Genomic DNA, 26,721 nt, shown 5'->3' with positions numbered 1-26,721 from the left:
ACCGGATGAAACTCACCGTGGTCGGCGGAGGCTCGACCTACACACCCGAACTCGTCGACGGATTCGCCCGGCTGAGGGACACCCTGCCCGTCGAGGAGCTCGTCCTCGTCGACCCGGCCGCCGAACGGCTGGAGCCGGTGGGCGGGCTGGCCCGGCGCATCTTCGCCCGGCAGGGGCACCCCGGGCGCATCGTGACGACGGACGACCTGGACGCGGGCGTCGAGGGCGCCGACGCCGTGCTGCTCCAGCTGCGCGTCGGCGGCCAGGCCGCGCGGGAGCAGGACGAGACCTGGCCGCTGGAGTGCGGCTGCGTCGGCCAGGAGACGACCGGCGCGGGCGGCCTGGCCAAGGCGCTGCGCACGGTGCCGGTGGTCCTCGACATCGCCGAACGCGTCCGCCGCACCAACCCCAGGGCCTGGATCATCGACTTCACCAACCCGGTGGGCATCGTCACCCGTGCCCTCCTTCAGGAGGGCCATCGGGCGGTCGGGCTGTGCAACGTGGCGATCGGCTTCCAGCGCAAGTTCGCCGCCCTGCTCGGCGTCGCCCCCGCCGATGTCCACCTCGATCATGTGGGGCTCAACCACCTCACCTGGGAGACAGGTGTGCGTGTCGGCGGCCCCGAGGGCGAGAACGTGCTGCCCAAGCTGCTCGCCGAGCACGGCGACACCATCGCCGGCGACCTGCGTCTGCCGCACTCCCTCGTGGACCGCCTCGGCGTGGTCCCGTCGTACTACCTGCGCTACTACTACGCACACGACGAGGTCGTACGAGAGCTGCGCACCAAGCCGTCCCGGGCCGCGGAGGTGGCAGCCATGGAGCGGGAGCTGCTGCGGATGTACGCGGACCCCTCGCTCGACGAGAAGCCGGCGCTGCTGGCCGAGCGGGGCGGCGCCTACTACTCGGAGGCGGCCGTGGACCTCGCCGCGTCCCTGCTGGGCGGCGGGGGTTCGCCGTACCAGGTGGTGAACACGCACAACAAGGGGACGCTGCCCTTTCTGCCGGACGACGCGGTGATCGAGGTGCAGGCGGCCGTCGGGCCGCAGGGACCGGCCCCGTTGCCGGTGCCCGCGGTGGACCCGCTGTACGCGGGGCTGACGGCGAACGTGACCGCCTACGAGGAGCTGGCCCTGGAGGCGGCACTGCGCGGGGGCCGGGACCGGGTGTTCCGGGCGCTGCTGGCCCACCCCCTGATCGGCCAGCACGCCTACGCCGACACCCTCACCGACCAGCTGATCGCGCACAACCGGGAGCACCTCGCGTGGGCCTGACCGCAAGCGTCCTCGCCATCGACGCGGGCAACAGCAAGACCGACGTGGCCGTCGTGGCCGCCGACGGAGAGGTGCTCGGCACCGCGCGCGGCGGGGGGTTCCGGCCTCCGGCCGTGGGCGTGGAGACGGCCGTGAACGTGCTGGCCGACGCCGTGGCGCGGGCCTTCGCGGAGGCCGGGGTCACCTCGGCCGGCCATGTCTCGGCCTGTCTCGCCAACGCCGACCTTCCCGTGGAGGAGGAGCGGCTGGCGGCCGCGCTGGACGCGCGGGCCTGGGGCACCACCGTCGAGGTGCGCAACGACACCTTCGCCATCCTGCGGGCCGGTGTCGCCGAGCCCCGGGGGGTGGCGGTCGTGTGCGGCGCGGGCATCAACTGCGTCGGCATGCGTCCCGACGGCCGTACCGCCCGCTTCCCCGCGATCGGCCGGATCTCCGGCGACTGGGGCGGCGGCTGGGGTCTGGCGGAGGAGGCCCTGTGGTGGGCGGCGCGCGCGGAGGACGGGCGGGGCGGCCCCACGGCCCTGGCCCGCACCCTGCCCGGGCACTTCGGGCTCGGCTCCATGTACGCGCTCATCGAGGCGCTGCACCTGGAGCACATCGCGCACGAGCGGCGTCACGAGCTGACACCGGTGGTGTTCGCCACGGCCCGGGACGGCGATCCGGTGGCCCGCGCGCTCGTCGACCGGCTCGCGGAGGAGGTGGTCGCGATGGCCGCGGTCGCGCTGACCAGGCTGGACCTCCTCGACGAGGAGGCGCCGGTCCTGCTCGGCGGCAGCGTCCTGACCGCCCGCCACCCCCAGCTCGACGACCGGGTCAGGGAACTGCTGGCGGCCCGCGCCCCCAAGGCGGTCCCCCAGGTGGTCACGGTCCGTCCGGTGCTCGGCGCCGCCCTCCTCGGGCTGGACCGTGCAGGGGCTTCGCGGGAGGCCCATGTGCGGCTGCGGGGATACTACGAGCGAGGGGCGGGAGGGGCGCGACGGACGCAGGGGGCGAGAGGGACGCTGGGGGCGTAGGCGGCGGACGCCTTGCCGCACCCGGGGGAACCGAACACCCGCACGCGGCGTATTCATGGGCAGGGGTGGTCCGACGGGGGCCCGCGAGCCCGGCGTTCCGCACAAACACTGCGATCCGGAAACAAGATCGTATAAAGACCTGTTCGGATGCCGGTTCCGACGGCGATACTTGCCGCCGTGCACCTGCGTCCGCTCCCGCGCACCGGGCGGAGGTGACCGACGGATGACCGTGGGGGAGGTCAAGTGACACATCCGCAGCAGGCCGGTGCGCCACCGGGGGCGCCCACGATGCCACCCGCCACACCGGCCGGGGCTCCGGCGTCGCGCCGCACGGCCTTCGCCGAGGGCGCGGACCGGCTGCGGGCCGCCGCGACCACCGAGCCCGGCCGGCTGCGTGTCATCGGTGCCGTCCTCGCCGTGCTCGTCGTCGCGTTCGGCGCCGTCACCGCCTGGCAGATGAGCGACCGCTCCCACGCCGCCGACGACGTGCTGCACAGCAGCCAGCCGCTGAGTGCCGGGGCCGCCGACATCTACCGCTCCCTCGCGGATGCCAACACCGCGGCGTCCAGCGGCTTCCTGGCGGGCGGTCAGGAGCCGGTCGCGACCACCAGACGGTACGAGAGGGACATCGAGACCGCCGCCGCTGGGCTGGTCACGGCGGCCGCCGGCGCCGAGTCCGGCTCCCCCGCCGCCGACACCATCGCCAGGCTCAACAAGCTGCTCCCGCGGTACAAGGGCCTGGTCGAGCGGGCCCGCGCCAACAACCGGCAGGGCTTCCCGGTGGGCGGGGCGTATCTGCGGGCGGCGAACGAGGTGATGCAGCGGCAGATGCTGCCGGCCGCGCAGGACCTGTACACCAAGGAGAACCAGCGGCTGCGCTCCGACTACGCGGACGCGACCCCGTACCCCTGGTTCGCCATCGTCCTCGGCGTGCTCGCGCTGGCCGCGCTCGGCTGGGTCCAGCGGCGCCACTTCCTGCGCACCAACCGCGTGCTGAACCAGGGCCTGGTCGCCGCCACCGCCGCCTGCGCGATCGCCCTGATGTGGCTGGTGGTCGGCCACAGCGTCGCGCGCGCCGGGCTGAACTCCTCCTACGACCACGGTGTCCGCTCCCTGAACGTGCTGCACGACGCGCGCATCGCCTCCCTGAACGCACGCGGCAACGAGAACCTGACGCTGGTGAGCCGTGGCGCCGAGACCAGGAAGCTGGCCAACGGGAGGGTTCTGGACGCGTACGACTACGCGTATGCGCAGGACATGAAGGCGCTCTCCGCCCATCTCGCCGAGGCCGGATCCCTCGCCGACGACCAGGCCGGCGATCGGCCCGTCGCGGCCGCCGCCGGCAGTATGAAGGTCTGGCAGCAGCGCCATGACCAGGCCCGGGCCGCCGACGACGACGGCAACTACCAGGCGGCCCTGAACAAGGTCGTCGGGTCCAAGGCGGACCAGCCGACGGGCGAGTGCTTCGACAGCGTGGACGCCAATCTGGCGAAGGCGCTGGACCATGAGGAGAGCCGGTTCGAGCAGGCGGCGGGCGATGGCCGGGATGCGATGAGCGGACTCCCGCTGGGCTCGGCGGTTCTCGCGCTGCTGGCTGCGGCGGGCGCGGTGCTGGGCATCGGGCGCAGGCTTTCGGAGTACCGGTGAGAGCGTTCCAAGGACCGGTGAGAGGGGGAGCGACGATGATCGGACGCCGCCTGAGGGCGAGCCTGAGGGGCTGGGGCGGTGTGGGCGCGATGGTCTTCGCCTGCGCCCTCGCTCTGGTGTTCGCGCTGTCCCTGCCGCTCGCCCGCGCGGGCCGGGACGGCTCCCCGGGCATCGGCGGCCAGGGCCTGGCCGAGGCCACCCAGGCCAAGGCGGACGACTGCGGCGGGCACCCCGAGCGGAGGAGCCCTCCGCCGTCCGGTGACGAGAGCGGCCCGAAGGTCCGCGAGATCAAGAAACGCGGATATCTGTCGGTGGGTGTCGACCAGAACAGCTACCGCTGGGGCTACCGCGACCCCAACACCCGGGGCAGCGACCTGGAGGGCTTCGACATCGATCTCGCCCGCGAGATCGCACGCCGCATCATCGGCGACCCCAACGCCGTCCGCTTCCACGCCATTCCCACCAACCAGCGCATCCCCGCCATCAGAAGCGGGCAGGTGGACATGGTGGTGCGCACCATGACGATCACCTGTGACCGGCTGGACGAAGTCGCCTTCTCCGACCCCTACTTCGTCACCGGCCAGCAGGTTCTGGCGCCGAAGGCGTCCGGCATCACGGGCTACGACAAGTCCCTCGCCGGCAAGAGGATCTGCTCCGCGGAGGGCTCCACGGCCAACACCAGGCTGACCGAGGACAAGAAGTCCGGCAGGCTCCCCACGTCCGCCGACATCTCCACCACGGTCCCCAACCAGCTCGACTGCCTGGTCGAACTCCAGCTGGGCGAGGTCGACGCGGTCGTCACCGACGGCGCGCTGGCCGCGAGTCAGGCCGCCCAGGACCCGACCGTCGAACTCAAGGGGAAGCCCTTCACGACCGAGTACTACGGAGTGGCGATGAACAAGGGCGCCGAGGATCTGGTGCGGCGGGTCAACCAGGTGCTGGTGGACTATCTCGGGAGCGGATGGCAGGCCTCGTACACCAAGTGGCTGTCCGCGACGCTGGGACCCGACTCGGCGTCTTCGCGGCCACCGGCCTCCTGACCGACGCAACCGACCTGGTACCACTGGAGTGTTGACCCGGCGCACCGGACCCACGCGCGGGCACGAGGAGAGCGAGAGGTGATCGATGGGCGTCACGGGACCCACCGGGCCGGTGATGGACCGGGACGAGGTGGACCGGGCGCTGGCGCGGCTCGGCGCGGAGCACGAGGCCATAGAGACCTCGCTCCTCGCTCTCCAGGACCACGCGGGCCGCAGACTCCTCGAAGGCGCCGAGCTGACCGGTGTCACCAAGGAGCGCTGGACGTCGACGGAGGCGTCGATCACCTTGCTGTGGGCGTACTTCGACGCCTACACCGACACGCTGCGCACCGCGCGCGACGTCCGCGCACGGCGGCGCTGGTCCAGCCGCGAGGACCTGGCCGAGCTGACCGAGCTGCTGCGTGGCGCGAGCGTCACCGTCGCGGGCGGCGCCACGGCGACGGCGCACGTACCGGCGATCACGGGCACCGGCAGGCTGAGCGAGCAGTTCACACTGGCCGAGCTGGTGGAACGGATGAACGAGCTGTACGCCTCCTCGCTCGACATGGTCGTCGCCGCCGACGCGGTGTGGTCGGCGCTGCCCGCGCGGATCGATTTACTGGCCGCGGAGTTGCAACGCACCCGCCGGCTCGCGCACTCCGTCGGTGTGCGCCCCGGCGAGCACCCGGCGGGCGACGACCTGGAACGGATCACGCGCACGCTGACGAAACTGCGCGAGCAGGTGATCTCCGACCCGCTGGCGTACTGGCTCCCCGCGCAGGGCAGTTCGGCGCCGGGCGGCGGCCGGCCGGACACCGCGACCTACGACCGCGAGGCGCGCGCCCTGGAGGACGTACGCCGCGAGATCGACGCCGTGTTGACGGTCCGTCAGGACGCCGAGACGCGGCTGGTCAAGCTGCGTGACCTGCTCAGCCGAGCGGACCGCACGCTCGCCGAGGCGCGCAGTGCGCGCGGCGAGGTCCTCGCGAAGATCGCCGCCTCGGAGGTGCCCGCGGTCAGCGGCCCGCCGACCGCGCTGCAGGAGCAGTTGGCGACCGCCGCCGAGTACCGCAGACACGCCCAGTGGCACCGTCTCTCACCGCTCCTGGAGTCCCTGGAGCAGCGGGCGGAGGACGAACTGCTCCGTGCCCGGGAGTCGTTGACGGCGGTCACCGCGCCGCTCGCGGTCCGCGCCGAACTGCGCGGCCGCCTCGACGCGTACAAGGCGAAGGTCGCCCGGCACGGGCTCGCGGAGGACCCGCTGCTGATCGAGCGCTACGACGCGGCCCGCCGGATGCTGTGGAGCGCGCCCTGCGACCTGCGGGTCGCCGAGCAGGCGGTGCTGCGCTACCAGCAGGCGGTCGCGGAACTGCTCGGCCAGCGCGTTCCCCGGCAGGGCGAACCGGCCGACCGGAGGGGGGAAGCATGAGTCAGGCAGGGCAGACGTGCCAGCGGCCCGGCTGCGAGGGCACGTACGAGGACATGGGCGGCGGCGAACTGTACTGCGACACGTGCGGTCTTGCGCCGGTCGTCTCGGCCGGGACGGCGACCGGCGCGGCGGCCCCGGGCGTCGCCGCGGGCGGCGGGGGATCCGGGGATCCGGGCAGCGGCGCATCGGGGCCGAGTTCCCGTACGTCGTCCCGCTCGTCCCGGTCGTCGCAGTCCCGGCGCTCGGTGTCGGGGCGGCTGACGGGCGGGTCCGCCGCCCGGTCGGTGTCGGTGCGCAGCTCCGGTTCGACGGCCGGGAGTTCCGGGCGCAGCCGGCTCGGCCTGGGCCTGGTGCAGGTCCCGGACGTACCGCGGCCCGACCCGCGGGCGATGGTGCTGGAGAACCCCGAGGTGCCCGAGCGCAAGCGGTTCTGCTCGCGTTCCGACTGCGGTGCCCCGGTGGGGCGGGCCCGCGGCGACCGCCCCGGGCGCACCGAGGGGTTCTGCACGAAGTGCGGCCACCCGTACTCGTTCGTGCCGAAGCTGCACGGCGGGGACATCGTGCACGGCCAGTACGAGGTCGTGGGGTGCCTGGCGCACGGCGGGCTCGGCTGGATCTACCTGGCGGTGGACCGTGCGGTCTCCGACCGGTGGGTCGTCCTCAAGGGCCTGCTGGACACCGGCGACCAGGACGCGATGGCCGCGGCGATCTCCGAGCGGCGGTTCCTGGCGGAGATCGAGCACTCCAACATCGTGCGCATCTACAACTTCGTGGAACACCTCGACCAGCGCACCGGCTCCCTCGACGGCTACATCGTCATGGAGTACGTGGGCGGCAAGTCGCTGAAGGAGATCGCCAACGAACGGCGCACACCGGACGGACGACGTGATCCGCTGCCGGTGGAGCAGGCGTGCGCCTACGGCATCGAGGCGCTGGAGGCGCTCGGGCATCTGCACAGCCGCAACCTCCTCTACTGCGACTTCAAGGTCGACAACGCGATCCAGACCGAGGACCGGTTCAAGCTGATCGACATGGGCGCGGTGCGCAGGATGGACGACGACGAGTCGGCCATCTACGGCACGGTGGGCTACCAGGCGCCCGAGGTCGCCGAGGTCGGCCCGTCGGTGGCCAGCGACCTCTACACGGTCGCGCGCACCCTCGCGGTGCTCACCTTAGACTTCCCGGGCTACACCACCGTCCATGTGGACTCGCTTCCGGACCCCGGCACCGTCGAGGTCTTCCGCCGGTACGAGTCCTTCTACCGGCTGCTGGTCCGCGCCACCGACCCCGACCCCGCCCGCCGGTTCGCCTCCGCGCAGGAGATGTCGGAACAGCTGACCGGAGTGCTGCGGGAGGTCGTCGCCCTCCAGACCGGCCGGCCACGCCCCGCCCTGTCGACGCTGTTCGGTCCGGAAGTCAGAGTGACGGACACGGAGTTGTTCCCGGGGGTGGACGGGGACGTGTCGCGGCTCGGGGCGAGAGTGGTGCCGGCACGACGCGGCAGGACCGCAAGGGCCGCGGGTGCGTCCGCGGGTTCGGCCTCCGCCGGAGCGCCGTCCGCCGTCGCCTCCGCACCCCCGCCTTTCCCGTCCGCCCCTGTTTCCCCGCCGTCCTCGCCTTCCCCTGCGGTTGCTCCCGCCTCCGGTTCCCGTGCCGCTGTCGTCGGTCCGGCGGGGTCCGGGTCGAGGGGCGGCGGAGCCCTGGTGGCGAGCGGCGAGGCCGCCGGCGCCTCCGGGGCCGCGAACCCCGGGTCCCCGGCCGTCGTCAAGGCGGTCGACACCGCCGTGGCCGCGCTCGCCCTGCCGGTGCCGCACGTGGACCCCGACGACCCCAACGCCGGTTTCCTCGCCGGTCTCATGACCTCCGCGCCCACGGAGCTGATCGCCGCGCTGCGCGCCGCACCGGCGACCTCCCCGGAGCTACGGCTGCGCGAGCTGCGGGCCCGCCTGGAGATGGGCGAGACGGACAGCGCCGGTCGGGCGCTCGCGGCCCTGGAGGCGGACCACCCCGACGACTGGCGGGTCGTCTGGTACCGCGGCGTCACCGCGCTCGTCACCGGGGACCACGAGGCCGCAGCGCTGTCCTTCGAGGCCGTCTACGACGCCTTCCCCGGCGAGCCCTCGCCCAAGCTGGCCCTCGGCCTGTGCGCGGAGGTGCTCGGCCAGCTCGACAACGCGGCCGAGTACTACGGGCTCGTGTGGACCACCGACCCCAGCTACGTCAGCTCGGCGTTCGGCCTGGCCCGCGTCCAGTTCGCGACGGGCGACCGCCGGGGCGCCGTACGCACGCTGGAGTCGGTGCCCGAGGCGTCCATCCACTACACCGCGGCCCGTGTCGCCGCCGTACGGGCGCGGCTGCGGCAGCGTACGAACCAAGGACCCGACCCGGCCTTCCTGGACGACCTCGTGGCCGCCGCGGGACAGGTCCAGGCACTGGAGGCCTACGGTCTGGACGCCGTGCGCCGGGAGCAGTTGTCCACAGAGGTCCTCGGCTGTGCCCTGGACTGGGTACTCTCCGGTAGCCAGGGAGCCGCGCCGTCCGCGGCGGGTGGGCGGGCGCTGCTCGGCAGTGATCTCGACGAGCGCGGCCTCCGCTTCGGTCTGGAGCGCTCGTACCGGACGCTGGCCAGGCTCGCGCAGGGCGGCGAGGAGAGGATCGACCTGGTGGAACGTGCCAACCGTTACCGCCCCCGGACGTGGGTGTGATCGATGTCGCAGATGCCCCAGCCGACGGCCCTTTCCAGGTGCCCCAGTTGTGAGGAGCCCCTCGAGTCGGGCGACCGCTACTGCGGCGCCTGCGGGTACGACCTGTCGGTGGTGCCCGCCCCGCCGTCGGACACGCCGACCCTGACCATGAACGGCATGGTGCCGCACCCGGCCTCGGAGGCCGTCCCGGTGGACTGGCCCGCCGCCCCGCCGCCGGGCGGCCCGGACGCGCCCGCCCCGGTGCACCTTCCGACGGACCTCCCGGGCACCGACTCGGGCGGTGAGCACCTCCCCGCGGCGGCCCCGGCCGAGGGCGGCTCCCGGGGCGTACAGTTCGACCGGCCGTCGGAGCCGGACGACTACGCCCTTGCGGCGCCCCAGCCGGTCGACCCGCGCACCGCGGCCCTCGCGGTCCCCGCCGCCCATGCGAAGGTGTGCGTGGCCTGCCGCGCCGGCACCGTGGACAGCGACGGCTACTGCGAGCACTGCGGCCACGCCCAGCCACGCGAACGGGACCACATGGAGCAGGAGCTGGGCGCGGTCGCCGCGGTCAGCGACCGCGGTCTTCGCCACCACCGCAACGAGGACGCGTTCGCGCTCTCCCGGACCGCGCTGCCCGACGGCTCGCCCGCGGTCGTCGCGGTCGTCTGCGACGGCGTGTCCTCGGCGACCCGCCCCGACGACGCCTCCCTGGCCGCCGCCCAGGCCGCGAACGAGGCGCTCCTCGAGGCCCTGCCGCGGGGCACCCACCCCCAGCAGGCCGTGCACGACGCGATCGTCGCCGCCTCGCACGCCGTCAACGCGCTGGCCACGGAACCGGAGACGGCGCAGGAGCACACCCCGCACCAGAACGCGCCCGCGTGCACCCTGGTCTGCGCCGTGGTCACCGCGAGCCTGCTCGTCGTCGGCTGGGTCGGCGACAGCCGCGCCTACTGGGTCCCCGTGGACCGCGCCGCTCCCCCGGCCCGGCTCACCGAGGACGACTCGTGGGCCGCGCAGATGGTCGCCGCGGGCCTGATGAGCGAGGCCGAGGCGTACGCCGACGAGCGCGCCCACGCGATCACGGGCTGGCTCGGCGCGGACGCCTACGAACTCGAGCCGCACACCGCCTGCTTCAAGCCGGACCGGCCGGGTGTGGTGGTGGTGTGCACGGACGGTCTGTGGAACTACGCCGAGGCCGCCGAGGAGATGGCCGACGTGGTACCGGCCGACGCGGAGCGCCGGCCGCTGCACGCCGCCCGGGTGCTGCTGGGCCACGCCCTGGACGGCGGGGGCCACGACAACGTAACAGTGGCGGTGCTCCCGTTCCCGGCCCTGCCGCAGAGGGCAGGATCCGCCTGACGGGCGTCCCGGACACGCCCATGGCCGGCGGGGACCGGCCCCAGGACCGGAGGGGACCGGTCCGTAACCAGTCATCACCCCACGCCGGTGGGGTCCTCGAGGGGGATCAGAGTAGGCATGGCCAATTTCTCGAAGTCGAACGTGCCGCAGTTCTCGGTGGACGTCTACCAGAACGAGTACCTGCCCGAAGGCGGCCGCGAGGTCAACGCCATCGTGACGGTGGCGGCGACCGGCGGCGGCACGGTGCCGGGCGCGGCACCCCGTCCGGACGCGGCGGGGCGGGGCCCGAGCGCGGCCGTGGCGATCATGGTCGACTGCTCGGGGTCCATGGACTATCCGAAGACCAAGATGCGCAACGCGCGCGACGCGACGGCCGCGGCCATCGACACCCTGCGCGACGGCGTGCACTTCGCGGTGATCGGCGGCACCCATGTGGCCAAGGAGGTCTATCCGGGCGGCGGGCGGCTCGCCGTCGCCGACGCGACCACCCGCGACCAGGCCAAGCAGGCGCTGCGCAGGCTCGGCGCGGGCGGCGGCACCGCCATCGGCACCTGGCTGCGCCTGGCCGACCGGCTGTTGTCCTCGGCTGACGTCTCCATACGTCACGGCATCCTGCTCACCGACGGCCGCAACGAGCACGAGTCGCCGGATGACCTGAAGGCCACACTGGCCGCCTGCGCCGGCCGTTTCACCTGTGACGCGCGTGGAGTGGGCACCGACTGGGAGGTCAAGGAGGTCACCGGGATCGCCTCCGCGCTGCTCGGCACGGCCGACATCGTCGCCGACCCGGCCGGCCTGGCCGCCGACTTCACGCGGATGATGGAGACGGCCATGGGCAAGGGGGTCGCGGATGTCTCGCTGCGGCTGTGGACGCCCGTGGGCACGGAGATCGCGTTCGTCAAGCAGGTCGCGCCCACCGTCGAGGACCTGACCGGCCGCCGCACGGAGGCGGGCCCGCGCGCCGGGGACTACCCCACGGGCTCCTGGGGCGACGAGTCCCGCGACTACCACGTGTGCGTCCGGGTCCCGGCCGCGAACATCGGCCAGGAGATGCTGGCCGCACGTGTGTCCCTGGTGATCCCGCGGAGCGACGGCAGCGCGGACAGCCTCGGGGCCCAGGGGCTCATACGGGCCGTGTGGACCGACGACATGACGGCGTCCACGTCGATCAACCCGCAAGTGGCCCACTACACAGGGCAGGCCGAACTGGCGCAGGTCATCCAGCAGGGAATAGACCTGCGCAAAGCGGGCGATATCGATGGCGCAACGGCCAAGCTGGGCAGGGCGGTTCAACTCGCCAGCGCGTCGGGGAACGCGGATACTGCGAAACTGCTTGCGAAGGTGGTGGACGTGGTCGACGCCGCGACAGGTACTGTGCGACTGAAGACGAAGGTCGCGGAGGCCGACGAGATGACGCTCGAGACACGGTCCACAAAGACTGTTCGTGTAAAGAAGTGACCCGGTAAGCCCGACAGCAGCGAGCCCGACCCCCCGGGGTTGGAGAACCACGCCGGTCCCAGGGACCGGAGAAGGAGAGGGGGAAGCGCCGACATGCCGACCTGCCCGAACGGACACCAGTCGGGTTCCGACGACTGGTGCGAGGTCTGCGGTCACCGTATGGCCGGTGCCGTACCCCCGCCGCCTCCACCGCCGCCGCCCGCCACCGGTTACGGCTATCCGCCGCCGGGTTCGCCCCCGCCGCCCCCGGGAGCGGGAGGCCGGCCCGTGGGCCGCCCGATGTCCGCCGTGCCGGACCCCGAGCCGGAACTCTGCCCGCAGTGCCGTACGCCTCGAGAGGGCGGGGCCCCCTTCTGCGAGGAGTGCCGGTGGAACTTCCTGACCAACACGGCGACCTCGTACACCCCCGCCGCACCGCGCCCGCCGGCGCCGAACCCGGCGGTGCGCTTCCAGCAGGGCGGGCAGACCCGGCCCGGCGCCGACCCGTTCGACTACGAGAGGTCCCGGCCGTCGCAGGTGAACCGGCCCGCGGAGCCGATACCGCCGAGCCCGCCGTTCGGCAGTGAGCCGTCCGGGCCGACGGGCTTCGGCCCGGACCCCTCGCGCCCGTCGGGCTTCGGCCCGGACCCCTCGCGGCCGTCCGGCTTCGGAAACGATCCCTCACGCCCGTCCGGCTTCGGAAACGATCCCTCACGCCCGTCCGGCTTCGGAAACGATCCTTCGCGGCCGTCCCCGTTCGGTGCGGATCCGTCGCGTCCGGTTCCGCCGCCGGCGCCAACGTCCGGTGGTCCCGGTGGTCCCGGCGGTCCCGGCGGTCCCGGCGGTCCCGGCGGCCCGGGGGCGTATCAGCAGAGCGGTGCGCCCACCGCGTTCCAGCGGCCCGGCCCGCCTGCCCCGCCGCCGACGCAGGGCTTCCCTGCGCCCGCTCCGCCGCAGTCCGGCGGTCCGTCCTTCGGCGGCGGTGACGACGACTGGGTGATCTCCCCGCCGTCCGCCCCCGCGCCCGGCGGCGGTCAGGGCGGTGGCTACGGCTACCCGCAGCCCGGCTCCGCCCAGGCCCCGCCGCACCCCTATGAGCAGCAGCCTGCGACCTGGACCGCCACCATCGGTCCGGACCGTGAGTACTTCATGGCGATGATGCAGCGCTCCGGCCCCGAGGCCGCGGGCCTGAACCTGCCGGCGTACTCACCGGAGCAGCAGCGCACGCTCACCGGGAGCCAGGTCACCATCGGCCGTCGCCGTCACTCCACCGGCGACACCCCGGACATCGACCTGTCGGTGCCGCCGGAGGACCCGGGCGTCTCGCACCAGCACGCGATCCTGGTCCAGCAGCCGGACGGCTCCTGGTCGGTCGTCGACCAGAACTCGACGAACGGCACCACGGTCAACGGCGGCGAGGAGCCCATCCAGCCGTATGTGCCGGTGCCCCTCCAGGACGGGGACCGGGTGCACGTGGGCGCCTGGACGACGATCACCATCCGCCGGGGCTGAACCGAGCACCACGGCCGCGTCCGCGCACGCGGCCGTGGTGTCCCGCCGCCCGTCATGGCAACGGCCAGGCGTACGGTCCCTCCGGGTCGTCCAGCCAGGCCCGGGAGCGGCCACCGCTGACCGTGATCCCGAAGCGGTCCCGCGTGGGCTGCCCCTCGCGCTCCCACAGCGCGTACGCCTCGTACGGGGCGAGGCTGTGCCGCGTCAGGGCCAGCAGGAACCGGAACCGGTCGTCGCCGCGGACCCGGCGCGGCAGTGCACCCAGGTCCTGCGGCTCCGGCTCGGACCGGCTGCCGCCACGCAGCGGCACGAAATAGGCGGGCGTGTGCAGAAAGCGCCCCTGGGCCTGCCCGGAATCCCGTACCCGCAGCACGACCAGACCGGTCGCGAACGGCGCGAGGATGCGCGCACCCGGACGGCACTGCGCGAGCCAGGCGTCCGGGATCGTGTCCAGCGTGCAGGTGGCGATGATCCGGTCGAAGGGTGCGCGCTCCGGTACGCCCCGCGCGCCGTCGCCCGTGACCACGGTCGGGTGGTATCCCGCGTCCGCCAGATGCTGCCGGGCGGTCTCGGTGATCTCCGGGTCGAGGTCGACGGTGGTGACCAGGCCGTCACCGAGGCGATGGGAGAGCAGCGCCGCGTTGTATCCGGTGCCGGCGCCGATCTCCAGGACGGCGTTGCCGTCCTCCACCTCCAGTTCGACCAGCATCTGGGCCATCAGGGACGGCTGGCTGCTGGAGGAGACCAGCTCCCCCTCGCGCACCCGGGTGGCCAGCGGGGCGTCCTCGTACGCGCCGCGCAGCCACTCCTCGCGCCCCCGCGCGTCGTCGGCGTCGCACCCTCTGCGCTCGTAGCCGCCCATGACGCCGAGGTAGTAGTAGGGCACGAAGAGATGGCGCGGCACCGCCTCGAACGCCTCCCGCCAGACGGGGTCGGCGGCCCAGGCTCCGCTTGCGTCGATCTCCTGTACGAGTTCGGCCCGCGCCGAGGCGGCGAGGTCTTCCAGACCGGCATCGAGGGCGTGAGTGGCCATGCCTCCACTGTGCTGCGGGAGGCGGCCCGGAGGCGAACGTGCCCCCGTGCCGCAGGCCGGAGCTCCCGCCGGACCTAAGCCTTGAGACCTCGGTCGCCGCGTCTGAGACCATGGAGCATGTGAGAGAGATTCGGCGCGGCACGCTTCAGGAGCAGACGTTCTACGAGCAGGTCGGCGGGGAGGAAACCTTCCGCCGCCTCGTCCACCGTTTCTACGAGGGGGTGGCCGAGGACCCGACCCTGCGGCCCATGTACCCGGAGGAGGACCTCGGGCCGGCCGAGGAGCGCCTCACCCTGTTCCTGATCCAGTACTGGGGTGGCCCGACGAGGTACAGCGAGAACCGCGGCCACCCCCGTCTGCGGATGCGCCACGCGCCGTTCACCGTGGACCGGGCCGCCCATGACGCCTGGCTCCGGCACATGCGCGTCGCCGTAGAAGAACTCGGCCTGTCCGAGGAGCACACGACGACGCTGTGGAACTACCTGACGTACGCGGCGGCGTCGATGGTGAACACCCCGGAGTAAGGCACCCGGTCAGCGGACGCCGACGGCCGGGGCTCAGTCTGCGCACGCCGACGGCCGGGCTCCGTCAGCGGACGCTGACGTCCAGGGCTCCCAGTCCCGCCCGGCGGACGGCGACCGACCCGTAGGGCGTGCGCAGCCTGAGCCACGCGCCCGACGAGAACAGGGCCGGCGGTTCGTCGTCGCCGGGCGCCCGCGGCGCGGGCCGCAGAAAGCCGAGTGACTGCGCCGCATGCACGGCCCGCACCGGGAGGCCGGTGTTCCCCACCGTGCGGGACCAGATGTCCCGGCCGACCCGGTCGAGTGCGGTGCGTGTGCGCTGCTCGGGCGCCAACTCCTCCACACGGGAGCGGAACTCGGCCACCGCCTCGGCCACGGTCGCCCGCAACGCGTCCGGCGCCGGCAGTCCGGGCACCTGCTGCCAGCCGCCGCGCGGCGGAAGGACCCCGGCCCACGGCGGTCCGGTGACGGCGGCGGGCACGACGGCCGTGGCCGCCGACTCGGCGATCGACTCCAGGAGTTGCCCGGCCGAGACCGTCACGTCGAGCCCGTCCTCAAGCCCGTTCTCGTACGGCTTGGCGAGCCGCACCGCCCGGATCACGAGCACCTCGAAGGAGGGCGGCCGCCCGAACACGGCCAGCGTCGTCCCGGTCGCCTGAAGGCGCACCGCGGCGCCGCGGTCGTAGCGGAGCAGCCGGGCCAGGAAGGCGGCGAGGTCCGCCGCCTCCACGTCGTCGGCGAGGTGGAGCACCGTCATGCGGCGACGGCCTCCTCCTTGTCGTCCAGGTACTCCAGGAGGAACTCGCGTTCGTCCTCGGTGATCCGGCGCGGCCGCTGCCGCTCGAAGTCGAACGGCACGACCACGGTGGAGGCCCGGACGTAGATCAGGTCCGGGTCCTTGACCTCGTAGGCGAGGGTGAAGGACGCCGCCCTGATCTCCGTGACCCACAGCTCGATGTCCACCGGCTCGTGCCGGTGGACCAGCTGGCGCTTGTACTCGATCTCATGGCGCGCCACCACGGACCCCTGCTGGAACTGCCTGTCCGGGCGACGCAGGAAGTCGATGCGGGCCTCCTCCAGATAGCGGAGGAAGACCGCATTGTTGACGTGGCCGTATGCGTCCATATCCGCCCAGCGCAGCGGGCAGCGGTAAAGGTGGCGCAAGATCAGCCCCGGGTCAGCTTCTTGTAGGTGGCACGGTGCGGACGGGCCGCGTCCGGGCCGAGCCGCTCGATCTTGTTCTTCTCGTACGACTCGAAGTTGCCCTCGAACCAGAACCACTTCGAGTCACCCTCGTAGGCGAGGATGTGCGTGGCGACACGGTCGAGGAACCACCGGTCGTGGGAGACGACCACGGCGCAGCCCGGGAACTCCAGCAGCGCGTTCTCCAGGGACGACAGCGTCTCGACGTCCAGGTCGTTGGTCGGCTCGTCGAGGAGCAGCAGGTTGCCGCCCTGCTTCAGGGTGAGCGCGAGGTTGAGGCGGTTGCGCTCACCGCCGGAGAGGACACCGGCCGGCTTCTGCTGGTCCGGACCCTTGAAGCCGAACGCGGAGACGTACGCCCGCGACGGCATCTCGACCTGTCCGACGTTGATGTAGTCGAGCCCGTCGGACACGACCTCCCACAGCGACTTCTTCGGGTCGATGTTCTCGCGGCTCTGGTCGACGTACGAGATCTTGACGGTGTCGCCGACCTTGATCGAACCGGTGTCGGGCTGCTCGAAGCCCTGGATCATCTTGAACAACGTGGTCTTGCCGGCGCCGTTCGGGCCGATGACGCCGACGATGCCGTTGCGCGGCAGGGTGAAGGAGAGATCCTCGACGAGGACCTTCTCCCCGAACGCCTTGTTCAGCTGGTCCACCTCGACCACGACGTTGCCCAGACGCGGGCCCGGCGGGATCTGGATCTCCTCGAAGTCCAGCTTCCGCATCTTCTCGGCCTCGGCGGCCATCTCCTCGTAGCGGGCCAGACGCGCCTTGGACTTGGCCTGCCGCCCCTTGGCGTTGGAGCGGACCCACTCCAGCTCTTCCTTCAGGCGCTTCTGCCGCTTGGCGTCCTTCTGACCCTCGACCTTGAGGCGGGTGGCCTTGGTCTCGAGGTACTTGGAGTAGTTGCCCTCGTAGCCGTGGAGGCGACCGCGGTCCACCTCGCAGATCCACCCGGCGACGTTGTCCAGGAAGTAGCGGTCGTGGGTGACCGCCACAACGGTGCCCTCGTACTTGGCCAGATGCTGCTCCAGCCAGTTCACGGACTCGGCGTCGAGGTGGTTGGTGGGCTCGTCGAGCAGCAGCAGGTCGGGCTGCTCCAGCAGGAGCTTGCACAGCGCGACACGACGCTTCTCACCACCGGAGAGGTTGGTGACGGGCCAGTCGCCGGGCGGGCAGCCCAGGGCGTCCATGGCCTGCTCGAGCTGGGAGTCCAGGTCCCACGCGTTGGCGTGGTCGAGGTCCTCCTGGAGCCTGCCCATCTCCTCCATCAGCGCGTCGGTGTACTCGACCGCCATCTGCTCGGCGATCTCGTTGAACCGGTCGAGCTTGCCCTTGATCTCGGCGACGCCCTCCTGGACGTTCTCCAGGACGGTCTTCTCCTCGTTGAGCGGAGGCTCCTGGAGGAGGATGCCGACGGTGTAGCCGGGCGTGAGGAAGGCGTCACCGTTGGACGGCTGCTCAAGACCGGCCATGATCTTGAGGACAGTCGACTTGCCGGCGCCGTTCGGGCCGACGACGCCGATCTTGGCACCCGGCAGGAAGCTCAGGGTGACGTCGTCGAGGATCACCTTGTCGCCGTGCGCTTTGCGCGCCTTGCGCATGGTGTAAATGAACTCAGCCAAGAGAAACCGTCCGGCAGCTTGAATCTGGCAGTGGGCAGATACACCCCATCTTGCCTGACCGCCACCCCTGAGCGGAAACCCGTTAGGTCGGGGGCGCCTGACCTGGGGCTTCGCTGCTGGCGGCGGTGGCCGGTCCGTCACTGCCGGCCGTACGCACTCTGCCGCCTGTGTCGCGACGGGCGCCCCGTCACTGCCGGCACCTGTGATTCGACTGTCACCGTCGGTCGCCGTTCACCGGCCTCGGACAGCGCGGAGACGGCCCCCGGGTGCGTCCTGCCTGTCGAGGTGGCTCAAGCCATGCGGCCTCTCGGCCGTGGCAAGCGGTGGCGATGTGAAGCAGAGTGTTTGCAGGGGAGCGAGGAAGAAGCCAGAACGGGAGGGAGAACAGGAGGACAGTTGTGACCGTCCTCGCAATCTTTCTCTTCATCATCGGGGCGCTCCTGGTCCTCATCGGGGCACTCCTGGTCCTGATCGGGACCTTTCTGATCGCCCTCGGGGCGACCTTGATCCTTACCGGACTGGCCCTGATCGCCGTGGGCGCTTTCCTGCTGATCCGGAGACTCCTAGGACGTCGCCGAACGCACTCTCACTCCTGGTGAACCCGACCTGCCGCCGAGCTGTCGGCAGTTGTCGAGGTCGGTCACCGTTGAGCGCCCTTCCACGGCTCCAGGACGGCCCGGGAGGGCGCTCGTGCGTTGGGGGTGACCCGGCCTCTGTAGGGGCGGGGTGCAGGGCCCCGCCTCGCCGGATAAAGTGACGATCTTCGGCTGGCGGTAGCCGTACGGAGTCCTCGAAGGCCGGGTACATCATGCATCTCGCCGACCATCCCGCACGCATCCGCCTCAGCGCCGCCCTGGACAGCCTCGCTGTCACCTTCCGCGGCATGACCGCACATCCGGACGAGAGCAACTGCGAATGCCACTGGGGCAGCTCGGAGGAGCTCTCCCTTCTCAAGACGCCGGGCGTGGAACTGGAGCCGGACCTCCTGCGTCGGACCTGGCAGGCCATCGACTGGACCGACCACGCGGCCGTGCTGCGCCGCATTCTGCCGCAGTTCGCCAGGGTCCTGGTCGCCGGTCACGCGGAGCCCCTGTTCGGACTGGAAGAGGCCGGATACTCCTTCGCCCGTGGCCGCTGGCAGCAGTGGCCCGATGATCAGGCCGGTCCGGTACGCGAGTTTCTGCATGCCTGGTGGGCGCAGAGTCTCACCGATCCGGATGCGGTCGTCCCGGCGCACCAGGTCTTCGTGATGTGTGCAGAGGCGTCCGGATCGCTCGGCCCCTGGCTTGCCGAGTGGGAGAGGCAGACCGGGTGCCTCAGCGACCGACGTCTCGCCGAGGCGGTCTCGGAATGGGAGTACGAGCTCCTGGGAGACGGTCTGCCGTGGAGCGTCGACTGGTACGAACACGACGAGGAAGAGATGCGCGCCGAACTGGTCGCCTGGCTCCTCAGCCATGCCGCGGTGCGGCTCCGCCAGTCGGGCGTATCAGCGGATCTGCAGCACCGGATACGGCTGCTCGGACTCACCGGCGAGGACCGCTGGACGGATCCGCACTGGCCCGGCCACCGCTACTGACGGCCGGCGGGTGCGACGGCTCCCGTGGCTGCACGTTCCCTTCCGGCGCGACCTGGGGGCCGACCGCGGTGTCTCACCCCCGCAGACACCGCTGCGGGCCCGCAGACGTCGACGGTGCCTCCACCATCCCGGTGCCGGCCGATCCCCCGCAGGTCGGCGCCCTTCCCCGTTTCTGCTGCGGTGGCCGATGGGTACGCATCCCGGCAGTCTCTGGTGATCGGTGCCGGGGCGTCAGATCGCGCGGCGCGGTCTGAGACGAGGAGGGGGTGACGATGGTCTACCTGGTGCTGACTGCGTTAGCGGTCGGGTCCATCGTGGCGACCGTGACGATCGCACTGGTGCGCCGTGAAGGGGGCCGGAACGTTTCGGGCTTCGAAGCCCGGCGAATCGAAGCGGCGGCCACGAGAGGCGTAGGCAGCGCGCGCCCAGGCACGCGCCCAGCTGCGCTTCGTTCGGCGGTTTCAGCGGCGTCAGTGGCCTGCGGGATCGTGGCTCCCTCTCGTAAGGCACCGTCAAGGTCTGCGGCGGCACATGGCCGCGCGGGCGGCGGAACGACACGCGACCGGGTCTTGCCTGATCGCCACTGCCAGGTGGACGCCTGTGCCGCCGGGGCCCCTGCCCGGAGGCGGGCGCCGTCGGCGGTCCTGGGCAGACGCAGTCGGCGGTCAGTTCCCGATCTCGTAGTGGGCGACGTTCTTCGAGACCTGCTTGAGCAGCGGTGACAGGCGGTCGACGAGCTGCTGGTAGTCACGGGTTCGGCCGTCCGACCACTGGGCCAGCCCCACCACCATCGCCCGGCCCTGCCCGGTGAAGGACTGCACCATTCCGCTGTCGGCCGGCAGCGTCGGCAGGCCGGAACCGGGCGGCGGAGCTTGCGCAGCGACCTCGTAGTCGTCGAAGGCCATGGACAGCCGGGTCACCAGCTTCACCGTGTCCCGAGGGTCCTTCATCGTGAAAACGGCCAGATTGAACTGGTTGTTGTGCGTGTCCTTGTAGAGGGCGATCTCCTCACCGACGCACCCCTTGCCGGCGGTTATGTCGGCGGCCAGGGACGGCCCCACCGAATCGGGCTCGGTGCAGGACTTCAGCACGGCCGCGCCCAGCTTGGTGAAGGTTCCGCCGGTACCCGCCGACACATGAGCCGGGAAGGCCTCGGCCGGCGGGATCATCGGCCGGGCTGAGCCGGCGGACTTCGCCGGGGCTCCGGAAGCGGGGGCGGGAGCCGTCGACGCGGGGGCGGAGGCCGTCGGCTTGGGTGCGGCGGCCTCGTCGGACGACGAACCCGTGTACCTCGCAACGAGGAAGGCCGCTGCGGCTACCACGACAGCCGACGCGGCATACCAGGGCCATACGCGCTTACGAGCAGGAGCAGGTGCTTCCCTCAGCGTGGCACCCCGGACGAAATCCTCGTCAAGCACCACATTCCACTTGTCGTCGTCCGGCCCGGCGTGATCCCTGGGCACATCATCGTTCATCGGCACGGTGAAACCGTAGTGATCAAGGTTTCCGAGCGGAGTACGCGCGGGTCACGGCGTGATCACTATCCGGGCGGCCGTGTCCGCCACCGAGCGGCTCAGGGCGCGGGCTCCGCCGCGGGGACGGCCGCCAGGAGGTTGGGGACGCCGCAGGCGCCGGCGAGGAGGTCGGCGTAGGCGGTGAGGATGCCGCGGGTGTCACGCAGCGCCGTGCGCAGTTCGCCGGCGCGGTCCCAGGCCTGTTCGTGGTCGCGGCGTGAGCGGTCGGCGGGGCGGCGGGTCTCCCAGTCCTCCAGGGTGGGATGCCAGTCGGCGAGCAGCGGGCGAAGGCCGTAGTTGAGCATGGCGACGGCCAGATAGCCGAAGTTGTACTGGCCGTTCCTCTTGGGCTCGGCGACCTCGGGGCCGTATGTGCGCAGCACCTCCCGGGTCGTGACGAACAGGGAGTACAGGCTGCTCAGGGCCTCTCGCAGGAGCCCGTCGTTCTCCCGAAGCGGCACCACCGAGACGCGGGTCACCAGCTCGACGTACAGCTCCCAGGCGGCCCGCCGCTCGGCGTCGTTGGGCTCCCATGTGCCGGAGATCTCCAGCACGCGCAGGTTCAGCTTCACATCCACGCTCTTCGGCGCCCGCACCATGACACTCCCCCTCGCCCGTGCCGGTGCGATCTCGAGGATTCGCACCCGATGGCCACCGTATAGGGCGGATCATGTGTATGACGTCCTGTCAGGGGTGACGTCCGGGGCAGTGGGGGGCAGAGATGGCCGCAGCAGCGGAGTCGGTCTTCGTCAGTTACGCGGGGCCGGACCAGGCCTGGGCGGAGTGGGTGGCGTGGCATCTGAGGGACGCCGGTCACCGCGTGGAGCTGGACGTGTGGGACTGGCGGACCGGCGACAACTTCATCGAGCGGATGAACGACGCCCTGGAGCGTGCCACCGCGGTGGTGGCGCTGTTCTCCAACAACTACTTCGACCGCGCCCGGTGGACCCGTGAGGAGTGGACCTCGGTCGTCGCCCGTCGGGAGCGGTTGATCCCTCTGACGATCGAACCCCTCGCGGCCGCCGACGTCCCCGACATCCTGAGCGCCGTCATCCGCAAGGACCTGCACGGCCTGGACGAGCAGGCCGCCGTCGCCGCACTTCTGAACGCCGTCGACGGGCCCGACGGCCCGCTGGTGGAGCCCGGCTTCCCGGGCGCTGCCACAACCGCGCCCTCCTCCCCGGCGGGCACCGGCAGCCGACGTCCCCGGCTGCCCAGCGGCGCGGGTCTGCCGCAGGTGTGGAACGTTCCGGACCGCAACCCCCACTTCACCGGGCGCCAGGCCCAACTCGCCCAGGTCCGCGACGGTCTGCTGAGCGGTCGACGGGCCGTCGTCCAGGCTCTGCAAGGCCTGGGCGGCATCGGAAAGTCACAGATCGCCCTCGAGTACGCCCACCGCTTCGCCAGCCAGTACGACACCGTCTGGTGGATCGACGCCGAGCAGGCCGACCAGATCCTCATCCGGTATACCGAACTGGCCGCCCGGCTGGATATCGCCAAGCCCGACGCAGGCGCCGAACACAATGCGCGCACCCTGCTGGAACACCTGCGCACCCAGGACAGATGGCTGATCATCCTCGACAACGCCGACGATCCCCGGGACTTCGAGACGCTGATCCCCAGCGGCCCCGGCCATGTACTGATCACCTCGCGCAACCCCGGCTGGAACGATCGCGTCCACACCCTGAACCTGGGTGTGTTCCCGCGCAGCGACGCTCTGGCCTACCTCACCACGCGAGTCCCCGGCATCGCCCCGGAGCAGGCCGACGGTCTCGCGGACGACCTCGGCGACCTGCCCCTTGCCCTGGCGCAGGCGGCCGGAGTGATCACGAGCGGCATGACCGTGGATCGCTATCGCACGTTGCTCACCGACAAGACCGCCAAGCTGATGGCCAACGGCGGCCCGCACGGCTATCCGGCGCCGCTCGCCGCCGCCGTGGACATCGCCACCACCGGCCTGGCGGCCGAACGCCCGGACGCGGCCCTGCTGCTGCGACTCGGCGCCTTCTTCGGACCCGACCCCATTCCCCTCGCCTGGCTGGAAGCCGTACGCGACCAACTGGCCACCATCACGGTCGACCCGGACGACTTCATGTGGCCCCAGGCCGCGCTCCAGCCACTGGCCCGGTACGGACTCGCCCGCGTCGACCACGAAACCTTCCAGATCCACCGGCTGACCCAGGCCATCGTCCGGGACCGGTCCGGCGAGGCCGACGCCACCGCGGCGGAGGATGACGTCACCACGATCCTCGCGACCGCCACGCCGGACGACCCCGACACCCCGACCACCTGGCCCCGTTGGGCGGCCCTGACCTCGCACCTCACGGCGCGGATACACAGCACCGCCGACCAGCCGCTGCTGCGCCCCGCGCTGATCCAATCCGCCCGCTACCTCATCGAGAGCGGACAACCGCGCGCCGCCCGCGATCTGGCCGCGGCCCTCCACCGCACCTGGACCGGCACTCTCGGCGACGACCACGAGGACACCCTGTCGAGCGCCCAGTACCTCTCCCACGCCTTGAGCGACCTTGGGGAGTACGCCGAGAGCCGCCGACTGCAGGAGGACACCCTTGGGCGCCGCCGCGCCGTCCTCGGCGAGAACCACCCCGACACGCTCCACTCCGCGAACGACCTGGCCGCCACCCTGGCCCACCTCGGCCAATACGCCGAATCCCACCGTATGAGCGAGGAGGTCCTGGAACGCCGCCGCGTCGTCCTCGGCGAGAACCACCCCGACACCCTCCGCTCCGCCCAGAATCTCGGTGGCAGCCTCTACAGCCTCGGGGAGTACGCCGTGGCCCGCCGTATGTGCGAGGACGTCCTCGAACGCTGGCGCGCCCTCTTCGGTGAGGACCACCCCGCCACCCTGGGCGCGTCCAGCAGCCTCGCCACCGCGCTGCACGCCATGGAGGACTACGCGGAGGCCCGCCGTATGTGCGAGGACATCCTCGAACGCCGCCGCGCCCTCCTTGGCGAAAACCACCCTGACACCCTCGATGCCGCGCACCGCCTCGCCGCTACGCTGTGTTCCCTGAGGGAGTACACCGTGGCCCGCCGCATGAGCGAGGACATCCTCAAACGCCGGCGCGCCCTTCACGGCGACAACCACCCCGACACCCTGGACTCCGCCTACGGCCTCGCTACCACCCTGGACAACCTGGGGAAGTACGCCGAGGCCCGCCGCACCCATGAGGACACCCTCGAACGCCGCCGCGCCGTCCTCGGCGAGAACCACCCCGACACCCTCGACTCCGCGCACGGTCTCGCCGGCACCCTGCACAACCTCACGGAGTACGCCGAGGCCCGCCGCCTGAGCGAGTTCGTTCTCGAACGCCGCCGCGCCCTCCTCGGCGCGGACCACCCCAAGGTCCTGCGCTCCGCTCGCGATCTCGCGCTGACCTTGAACAACCTCCGAGAACACGCAGCGGCAGTACGGCTCCTGAAAGACACACGGACCCGAAGCCGTCGCGTCCTCGGCCCGGACCACCCCTTCACCGAGGCCGTGACCGAGACCCTCGTCAGGACGTTGAATGCCGCGGGCAAGCCACACGAAGCCCAGAAGCTACTGGCGTCACGCAAAGCAGGGCAACGCCAAACCCGGCGCAAGCGCCGCTGAGCGGCGGTGTCCGCCGCCTCAGTCCTGGGTGGGGGTCTTCTTGCGGATCAGGATCAGAGCCGCGCCTCCGATGACGACCAGGGCTATCGCCGTGCCCGCGATGAAGGGCGTCGTGCTGGTGGTGCCCGTTTCGGCGAGGTTGGTGTCCGCGGCCGTACCGCCCGCCGTCGCGGGACTGGGCTCACTGAGCGTCTGCGTGCTCAGGCCGCCCGTGCTGCTCTCGGTCTTGCAGTCGAGGACGCCCTTGAACCCCTTCTCCCGGCCGCCCGGGCCCTTGATCGTGAAGTCGTACGCCTGGTCCTCCTGCAACGGGATCGTCACCGTCTGGCTCCGGCCCGCCGGGATGGTGTGCTCCTCCCCCATCAGCTCGAACGTGAACGCCTTGTCGCCCTTGTTGACCACGGTGATGTCCACGCCGCCCTCGGCGCAGTTCTTCTCGGCCGACAGTGCGGGTATCGGGCCCTTGGCGGCCCAGGTCGCCGTGGCCGTCGCCGAGACGGTCGACTCGCTTGAGCCGGCGAGTATCTGGGTCTGGCTGCGGCTGTCCGAGGCGAAGGCCCTGCCGACCGGCACGGTGGTCGACGCCTGCACGGTCAGCTCGGCCGACCCGTCCTGCGCCTTCTTCGGTACCTGGAAGTAGAGCCTGCCGCCGTCGGTCGCCGAGGTGACCTGCTTGCCGTCCTTGTCGACGATCTTCACTCCCGCGGCCGCGGCGTCCGGCGGCGGTGTCACGGTCACACCGTCCGCGTCCGTGTGCACCGTGACCGGGCCGATCCGCTCACCGGGGTGACCCGGGACGGCGGGCGGGTCGAGAGTCAGGGACGCGGTGGGCTCCGGGACGTTCCGTGCGTGCTTCTCCAGGTAGTCCGCGAGCGTCTCCGCCTGCGGGTCGGACGCGTCCACGTCGGCCCCGTCCGAGTAGCGCCAGATCGCCACCTGAGTGCCCGCCGCCGCGTCCTGCTCGGTGAGTCCCTTGGCGCCGGCCTCGGCCGCCAGCGCGGCCAGATCGTTGACCTGAGGGTAGGAGTTGCTCAGGATCCAGCTGATCTTGCCGGCGTTCTTGTTGCCGTTCAGGGACGTACCGCTCCAGGACGTCTCGTGGTACTTGGCGTCCTTCTGCGCGGGGTTGTGGATGTCCAGTCCGTAGGTCTGCAGGGTGCCGCCGTTGTCGACGGACATCTCGAACAGTCCCGCGGACACCTGCTCGTCGTTGCCGCCGTCATGGACGACGGCGGCCCCATACGTCTTCAGGCCCCCCAGGGTTGCGGTCGCGCCCCCTTCGCTCTGCGGTGTACCGTCGGCGGCCGCCATCCCCGCGGTGGCCAGCAGGCCGCCCGAGACGAGTCCGGACACCAGCGTCGCGGCGGCGAGGCGGGCGGCCCCTCGCCTGCGCGCCGACGGCGCAGAGAGCGCAGAAAACACAGAATTCCCCTTCGAGCAGGACCCATTGACGTGGGGGGTGCGGTCCCACCAGCAGCATCGGAAGCCCCTGGAGCTACGTTCGGCATCCTAAAGACGCGGCGCAGCCCCCTCCCCGGTCATGGCGTCCGACAACCGATCCGACTCGAAATCGTTATCGCATACACAGGCTGTGAGCTGCGCTCATTGCCACGCCCATCAGGACTGTTCGGGTATCCGGCGGCTTACGCGGTGATTGGCGGCAGTTCAGTCAGGGCGGGACGAAGAGTCGATGACGTTACGTCACACTTGCTGACAGCGAGGGTTTTTGGCGAACTTCCGCCTCAGTCCGATCCGGCTCCTCGGGCCGACTCGGCGGCCCCGCCTCCCAGTTGGGCTCAGGTTGCGGTGCCGGACCGGGCTGCGTCTCGGGCCTGGAGGACCGCCGGAAGGCCGAAGTTCCGCGTGACAGGTCGTGGCCGATGGCCACCGCGTCGAGGTCCGCCGACAGCCAACCCTGCCCGTCCCGCTGCTCGGTGCGCACCTTCAGCCGCCCCTGCACGACGAGCGGGTCGCCCACGGCCACGGACGCGGCGACGTTCGTGGCCAGGGAGCGCCGGGCCCACACCGTGAAGAAGTTCGTGTGCCCGTCCGTCCAGGCGTTCTTCTCGCGGTCCAGGTACCGTGCCGTCACCGCCAGCCGGAAGCGCGCCGTGGGACCCGCCGGCGACTCCCGGTACACCGGCTGGGTGGCCACGTTGCCGACCACGCACACCGTCGTCTCGTTCATGCGAAACCCCTCCCTCACCCCGGTCGACCGCGCCGGGGACGGAACGCGTACGGGCCCTTCCCGTACGG

General features: G+C 71.7%; 21 protein-coding genes. 13 read left to right on the top strand and 8 right to left on the bottom strand.

What is annotated here, in order from left to right; genetic code table 11:
* Positions 1-5 precede the first annotated feature (5 nt).
* The 9 genes from LZ604_RS15140 (at position 6) to LZ604_RS15100 (ending at position 13,374) form a co-directional block, all read left to right on the top strand.
* The gene (locus LZ604_RS15140; protein ID WP_234515615.1) at positions 6-1,271 is read left to right on the top strand and encodes a 6-phospho-beta-glucosidase; all 1,266 of its coding nucleotides are present in this window, start codon (positions 6-8) and stop codon (positions 1,269-1,271) included.
* Positions 1,262-2,284: an N-acetylglucosamine kinase gene (locus LZ604_RS15135; protein WP_234515614.1), complete on the top strand. Its 1,023-nt coding sequence runs from the start codon at positions 1,262-1,264 to the stop codon at positions 2,282-2,284. Before LZ604_RS15140 ends, LZ604_RS15135 begins: the two co-directional genes overlap by 10 nt.
* 243 nt (positions 2,285-2,527) lie before the next feature.
* The gene (locus tag LZ604_RS15130; protein WP_372482141.1) at positions 2,528-3,931 is read left to right on the top strand and encodes a GlnX family signal transduction membrane protein; all 1,404 of its coding nucleotides are present in this window, start codon (positions 2,528-2,530) and stop codon (positions 3,929-3,931) included.
* Between the two features lie 35 nt (positions 3,932-3,966).
* On the top strand, positions 3,967-4,971 hold the full coding sequence (locus LZ604_RS15125; RefSeq protein WP_234515613.1) for a glutamate ABC transporter substrate-binding protein: 1,005 nt from the start codon (positions 3,967-3,969) through the stop codon (positions 4,969-4,971).
* Positions 4,972-5,056: 85 nt separating this feature from the next.
* Positions 5,057-6,379, top strand: coding sequence for a coiled-coil domain-containing protein (locus tag LZ604_RS15120; RefSeq protein ID WP_234515612.1), 1,323 nt, complete (start codon positions 5,057-5,059; stop codon positions 6,377-6,379).
* Complete coding sequence (locus LZ604_RS15115; protein ID WP_234515611.1) at positions 6,376-9,084, top strand: serine/threonine-protein kinase; 2,709 nt, start codon at positions 6,376-6,378, stop codon at positions 9,082-9,084. The genes LZ604_RS15120 and LZ604_RS15115 overlap by 4 nt, the downstream gene beginning before the upstream one ends.
* Positions 9,085-9,087: 3 nt before the next feature.
* The gene (locus tag LZ604_RS15110; protein WP_234515610.1) at positions 9,088-10,425 is read left to right on the top strand and encodes a PP2C family protein-serine/threonine phosphatase; all 1,338 of its coding nucleotides are present in this window, start codon (positions 9,088-9,090) and stop codon (positions 10,423-10,425) included.
* 117 nt (positions 10,426-10,542) lie between these two features.
* Positions 10,543-11,883, top strand: coding sequence for a vWA domain-containing protein (locus LZ604_RS15105; RefSeq protein WP_234515609.1), 1,341 nt, complete (start codon positions 10,543-10,545; stop codon positions 11,881-11,883).
* Positions 11,884-11,976: 93 nt separating this feature from the next.
* The gene (locus LZ604_RS15100; RefSeq protein ID WP_234515608.1) at positions 11,977-13,374 is read left to right on the top strand and encodes an FHA domain-containing protein; all 1,398 of its coding nucleotides are present in this window, start codon (positions 11,977-11,979) and stop codon (positions 13,372-13,374) included.
* A gap of 52 nt (positions 13,375-13,426) precedes the next feature.
* Here the strand turns inward: LZ604_RS15100 and LZ604_RS15095 are convergent, their stop codons facing one another.
* A complete protein-coding gene (locus LZ604_RS15095; protein ID WP_234515607.1) occupies positions 13,427-14,407 on the bottom strand; it encodes a methyltransferase domain-containing protein in 981 nt (326 codons plus the stop codon).
* Positions 14,408-14,517: 110 nt separating this feature from the next.
* On the opposite strand from LZ604_RS15095, the gene LZ604_RS15090 reads away from it, so the two are divergent.
* A complete protein-coding gene (locus LZ604_RS15090; protein ID WP_234515606.1) occupies positions 14,518-14,931 on the top strand; it encodes a globin in 414 nt (137 codons plus the stop codon).
* 64 nt (positions 14,932-14,995) lie between these two features.
* Here the strand turns inward: LZ604_RS15090 and LZ604_RS15085 are convergent, their stop codons facing one another.
* The 3 genes from LZ604_RS15085 to ettA are packed head-to-tail and all read right to left on the bottom strand — an operon-like array spanning position 14,996 to position 17,759.
* Complete coding sequence (locus tag LZ604_RS15085) at positions 14,996-15,685, bottom strand: DUF8185 domain-containing protein (protein WP_234515605.1); 690 nt, start codon at positions 15,683-15,685, stop codon at positions 14,996-14,998.
* A complete protein-coding gene (locus LZ604_RS15080; RefSeq protein WP_234515604.1) occupies positions 15,682-16,092 on the bottom strand; it encodes an acyl-CoA thioesterase in 411 nt (136 codons plus the stop codon). Before LZ604_RS15080 ends, LZ604_RS15085 begins: the two co-directional genes overlap by 4 nt.
* A 2-nt stretch (positions 16,093-16,094) precedes the next feature.
* On the bottom strand, positions 16,095-17,759 hold the full coding sequence (gene ettA / locus LZ604_RS15075; RefSeq protein WP_234515603.1) for an energy-dependent translational throttle protein EttA: 1,665 nt from the start codon (positions 17,757-17,759) through the stop codon (positions 16,095-16,097).
* Positions 17,760-18,157: 398 nt separating this feature from the next.
* On the opposite strand from ettA, the gene LZ604_RS15070 reads away from it, so the two are divergent.
* Both LZ604_RS15070 and LZ604_RS15065 read left to right on the top strand, forming a co-directional pair.
* Positions 18,158-18,358 carry a hypothetical protein gene (locus LZ604_RS15070; protein ID WP_234515602.1) on the top strand — a complete coding sequence of 67 codons (201 nt, stop codon included), beginning with the start codon at positions 18,158-18,160 and terminating at the stop codon, positions 18,356-18,358.
* A 209-nt stretch (positions 18,359-18,567) separates the two neighbouring features.
* Entirely contained in the window at positions 18,568-19,335 is a 768-nt protein-coding gene (locus LZ604_RS15065; protein WP_234515601.1) for a hypothetical protein, read from the top strand.
* A gap of 665 nt (positions 19,336-20,000) precedes the next feature.
* Here LZ604_RS15065 and LZ604_RS15060 read toward each other — a convergent pair.
* Together LZ604_RS15060 and LZ604_RS15055 are read right to left on the bottom strand one after the other, a co-directional pair.
* Entirely contained in the window at positions 20,001-20,816 is an 816-nt protein-coding gene (locus LZ604_RS15060) for a hypothetical protein (RefSeq protein WP_234515600.1), read from the bottom strand.
* 92 nt (positions 20,817-20,908) lie between these two features.
* Entirely contained in the window at positions 20,909-21,448 is a 540-nt protein-coding gene (locus LZ604_RS15055) for a hypothetical protein (RefSeq protein WP_234515599.1), read from the bottom strand.
* A gap of 122 nt (positions 21,449-21,570) precedes the next feature.
* On the opposite strand from LZ604_RS15055, the gene fxsT reads away from it, so the two are divergent.
* Positions 21,571-24,465, top strand: coding sequence for an FxSxx-COOH system tetratricopeptide repeat protein (gene fxsT, locus LZ604_RS15050; protein ID WP_234515598.1), 2,895 nt, complete (start codon positions 21,571-21,573; stop codon positions 24,463-24,465).
* 18 nt (positions 24,466-24,483) lie between these two features.
* Here fxsT and LZ604_RS15045 read toward each other — a convergent pair whose 3' ends face one another.
* Complete coding sequence (locus LZ604_RS15045; RefSeq protein ID WP_234515597.1) at positions 24,484-25,887, bottom strand: TQXA domain-containing protein; 1,404 nt, start codon at positions 25,885-25,887, stop codon at positions 24,484-24,486.
* Between the two features lie 274 nt (positions 25,888-26,161).
* Positions 26,162-26,653 carry a single-stranded DNA-binding protein gene (locus LZ604_RS15040; RefSeq protein ID WP_234515596.1) on the bottom strand — a complete coding sequence of 164 codons (492 nt, stop codon included), beginning with the start codon at positions 26,651-26,653 and terminating at the stop codon, positions 26,162-26,164.
* Positions 26,654-26,721: the final 68 nt, after the last annotated feature.

It is taken from the genome of Streptomyces glomeratus (assembly GCF_021462825.1).
Classification (GTDB): Bacteria; Actinomycetota; Actinomycetes; order Streptomycetales; family Streptomycetaceae; genus Streptomyces; species Streptomyces glomeratus.
The sequence above is the reverse complement of the archived record's forward strand: the minus strand, read 5'-3'. Positions and strand labels throughout refer to the sequence as shown.

Bases quoted from the DNA above. Each gene is read 5' to 3' on its own strand.
- LZ604_RS15140 (WP_234515615.1), top strand. From the start codon at position 6: ATGAAACTCACCGTGGTCGGCGGAGGCTCGACCTACACACCCGAACTC.
- LZ604_RS15125 (WP_234515613.1), top strand. From the start codon at position 3,967: ATGATCGGACGCCGCCTGAGGGCGAGCCTGAGGGGCTGGGGCGGTGTG.
- LZ604_RS15120 (WP_234515612.1), top strand. From the start codon at position 5,057: ATGGGCGTCACGGGACCCACCGGGCCGGTGATGGACCGGGACGAGGTG.
- LZ604_RS15115 (WP_234515611.1), top strand. From the start codon at position 6,376: ATGAGTCAGGCAGGGCAGACGTGCCAGCGGCCCGGCTGCGAGGGCACG.
- LZ604_RS15110 (WP_234515610.1), top strand. From the start codon at position 9,088: ATGTCGCAGATGCCCCAGCCGACGGCCCTTTCCAGGTGCCCCAGTTGT.
- LZ604_RS15105 (WP_234515609.1), top strand. From the start codon at position 10,543: ATGGCCAATTTCTCGAAGTCGAACGTGCCGCAGTTCTCGGTGGACGTC.
- LZ604_RS15100 (WP_234515608.1), top strand. From the start codon at position 11,977: ATGCCGACCTGCCCGAACGGACACCAGTCGGGTTCCGACGACTGGTGC.
- LZ604_RS15095 (WP_234515607.1), bottom strand. From the start codon at position 14,407: ATGGCCACTCACGCCCTCGATGCCGGTCTGGAAGACCTCGCCGCCTCG.
- LZ604_RS15090 (WP_234515606.1), top strand. From the start codon at position 14,518: ATGGAGCATGTGAGAGAGATTCGGCGCGGCACGCTTCAGGAGCAGACG.
- LZ604_RS15085 (WP_234515605.1), bottom strand. From the start codon at position 15,685: ATGACGGTGCTCCACCTCGCCGACGACGTGGAGGCGGCGGACCTCGCC.
- LZ604_RS15065 (WP_234515601.1), top strand. From the start codon at position 18,568: ATGCATCTCGCCGACCATCCCGCACGCATCCGCCTCAGCGCCGCCCTG.
- LZ604_RS15055 (WP_234515599.1), bottom strand. From the start codon at position 21,448: ATGGTGCGGGCGCCGAAGAGCGTGGATGTGAAGCTGAACCTGCGCGTG.
- fxsT (WP_234515598.1), top strand. From the start codon at position 21,571: ATGGCCGCAGCAGCGGAGTCGGTCTTCGTCAGTTACGCGGGGCCGGAC.
- LZ604_RS15040 (WP_234515596.1), bottom strand. From the start codon at position 26,653: ATGAACGAGACGACGGTGTGCGTGGTCGGCAACGTGGCCACCCAGCCG.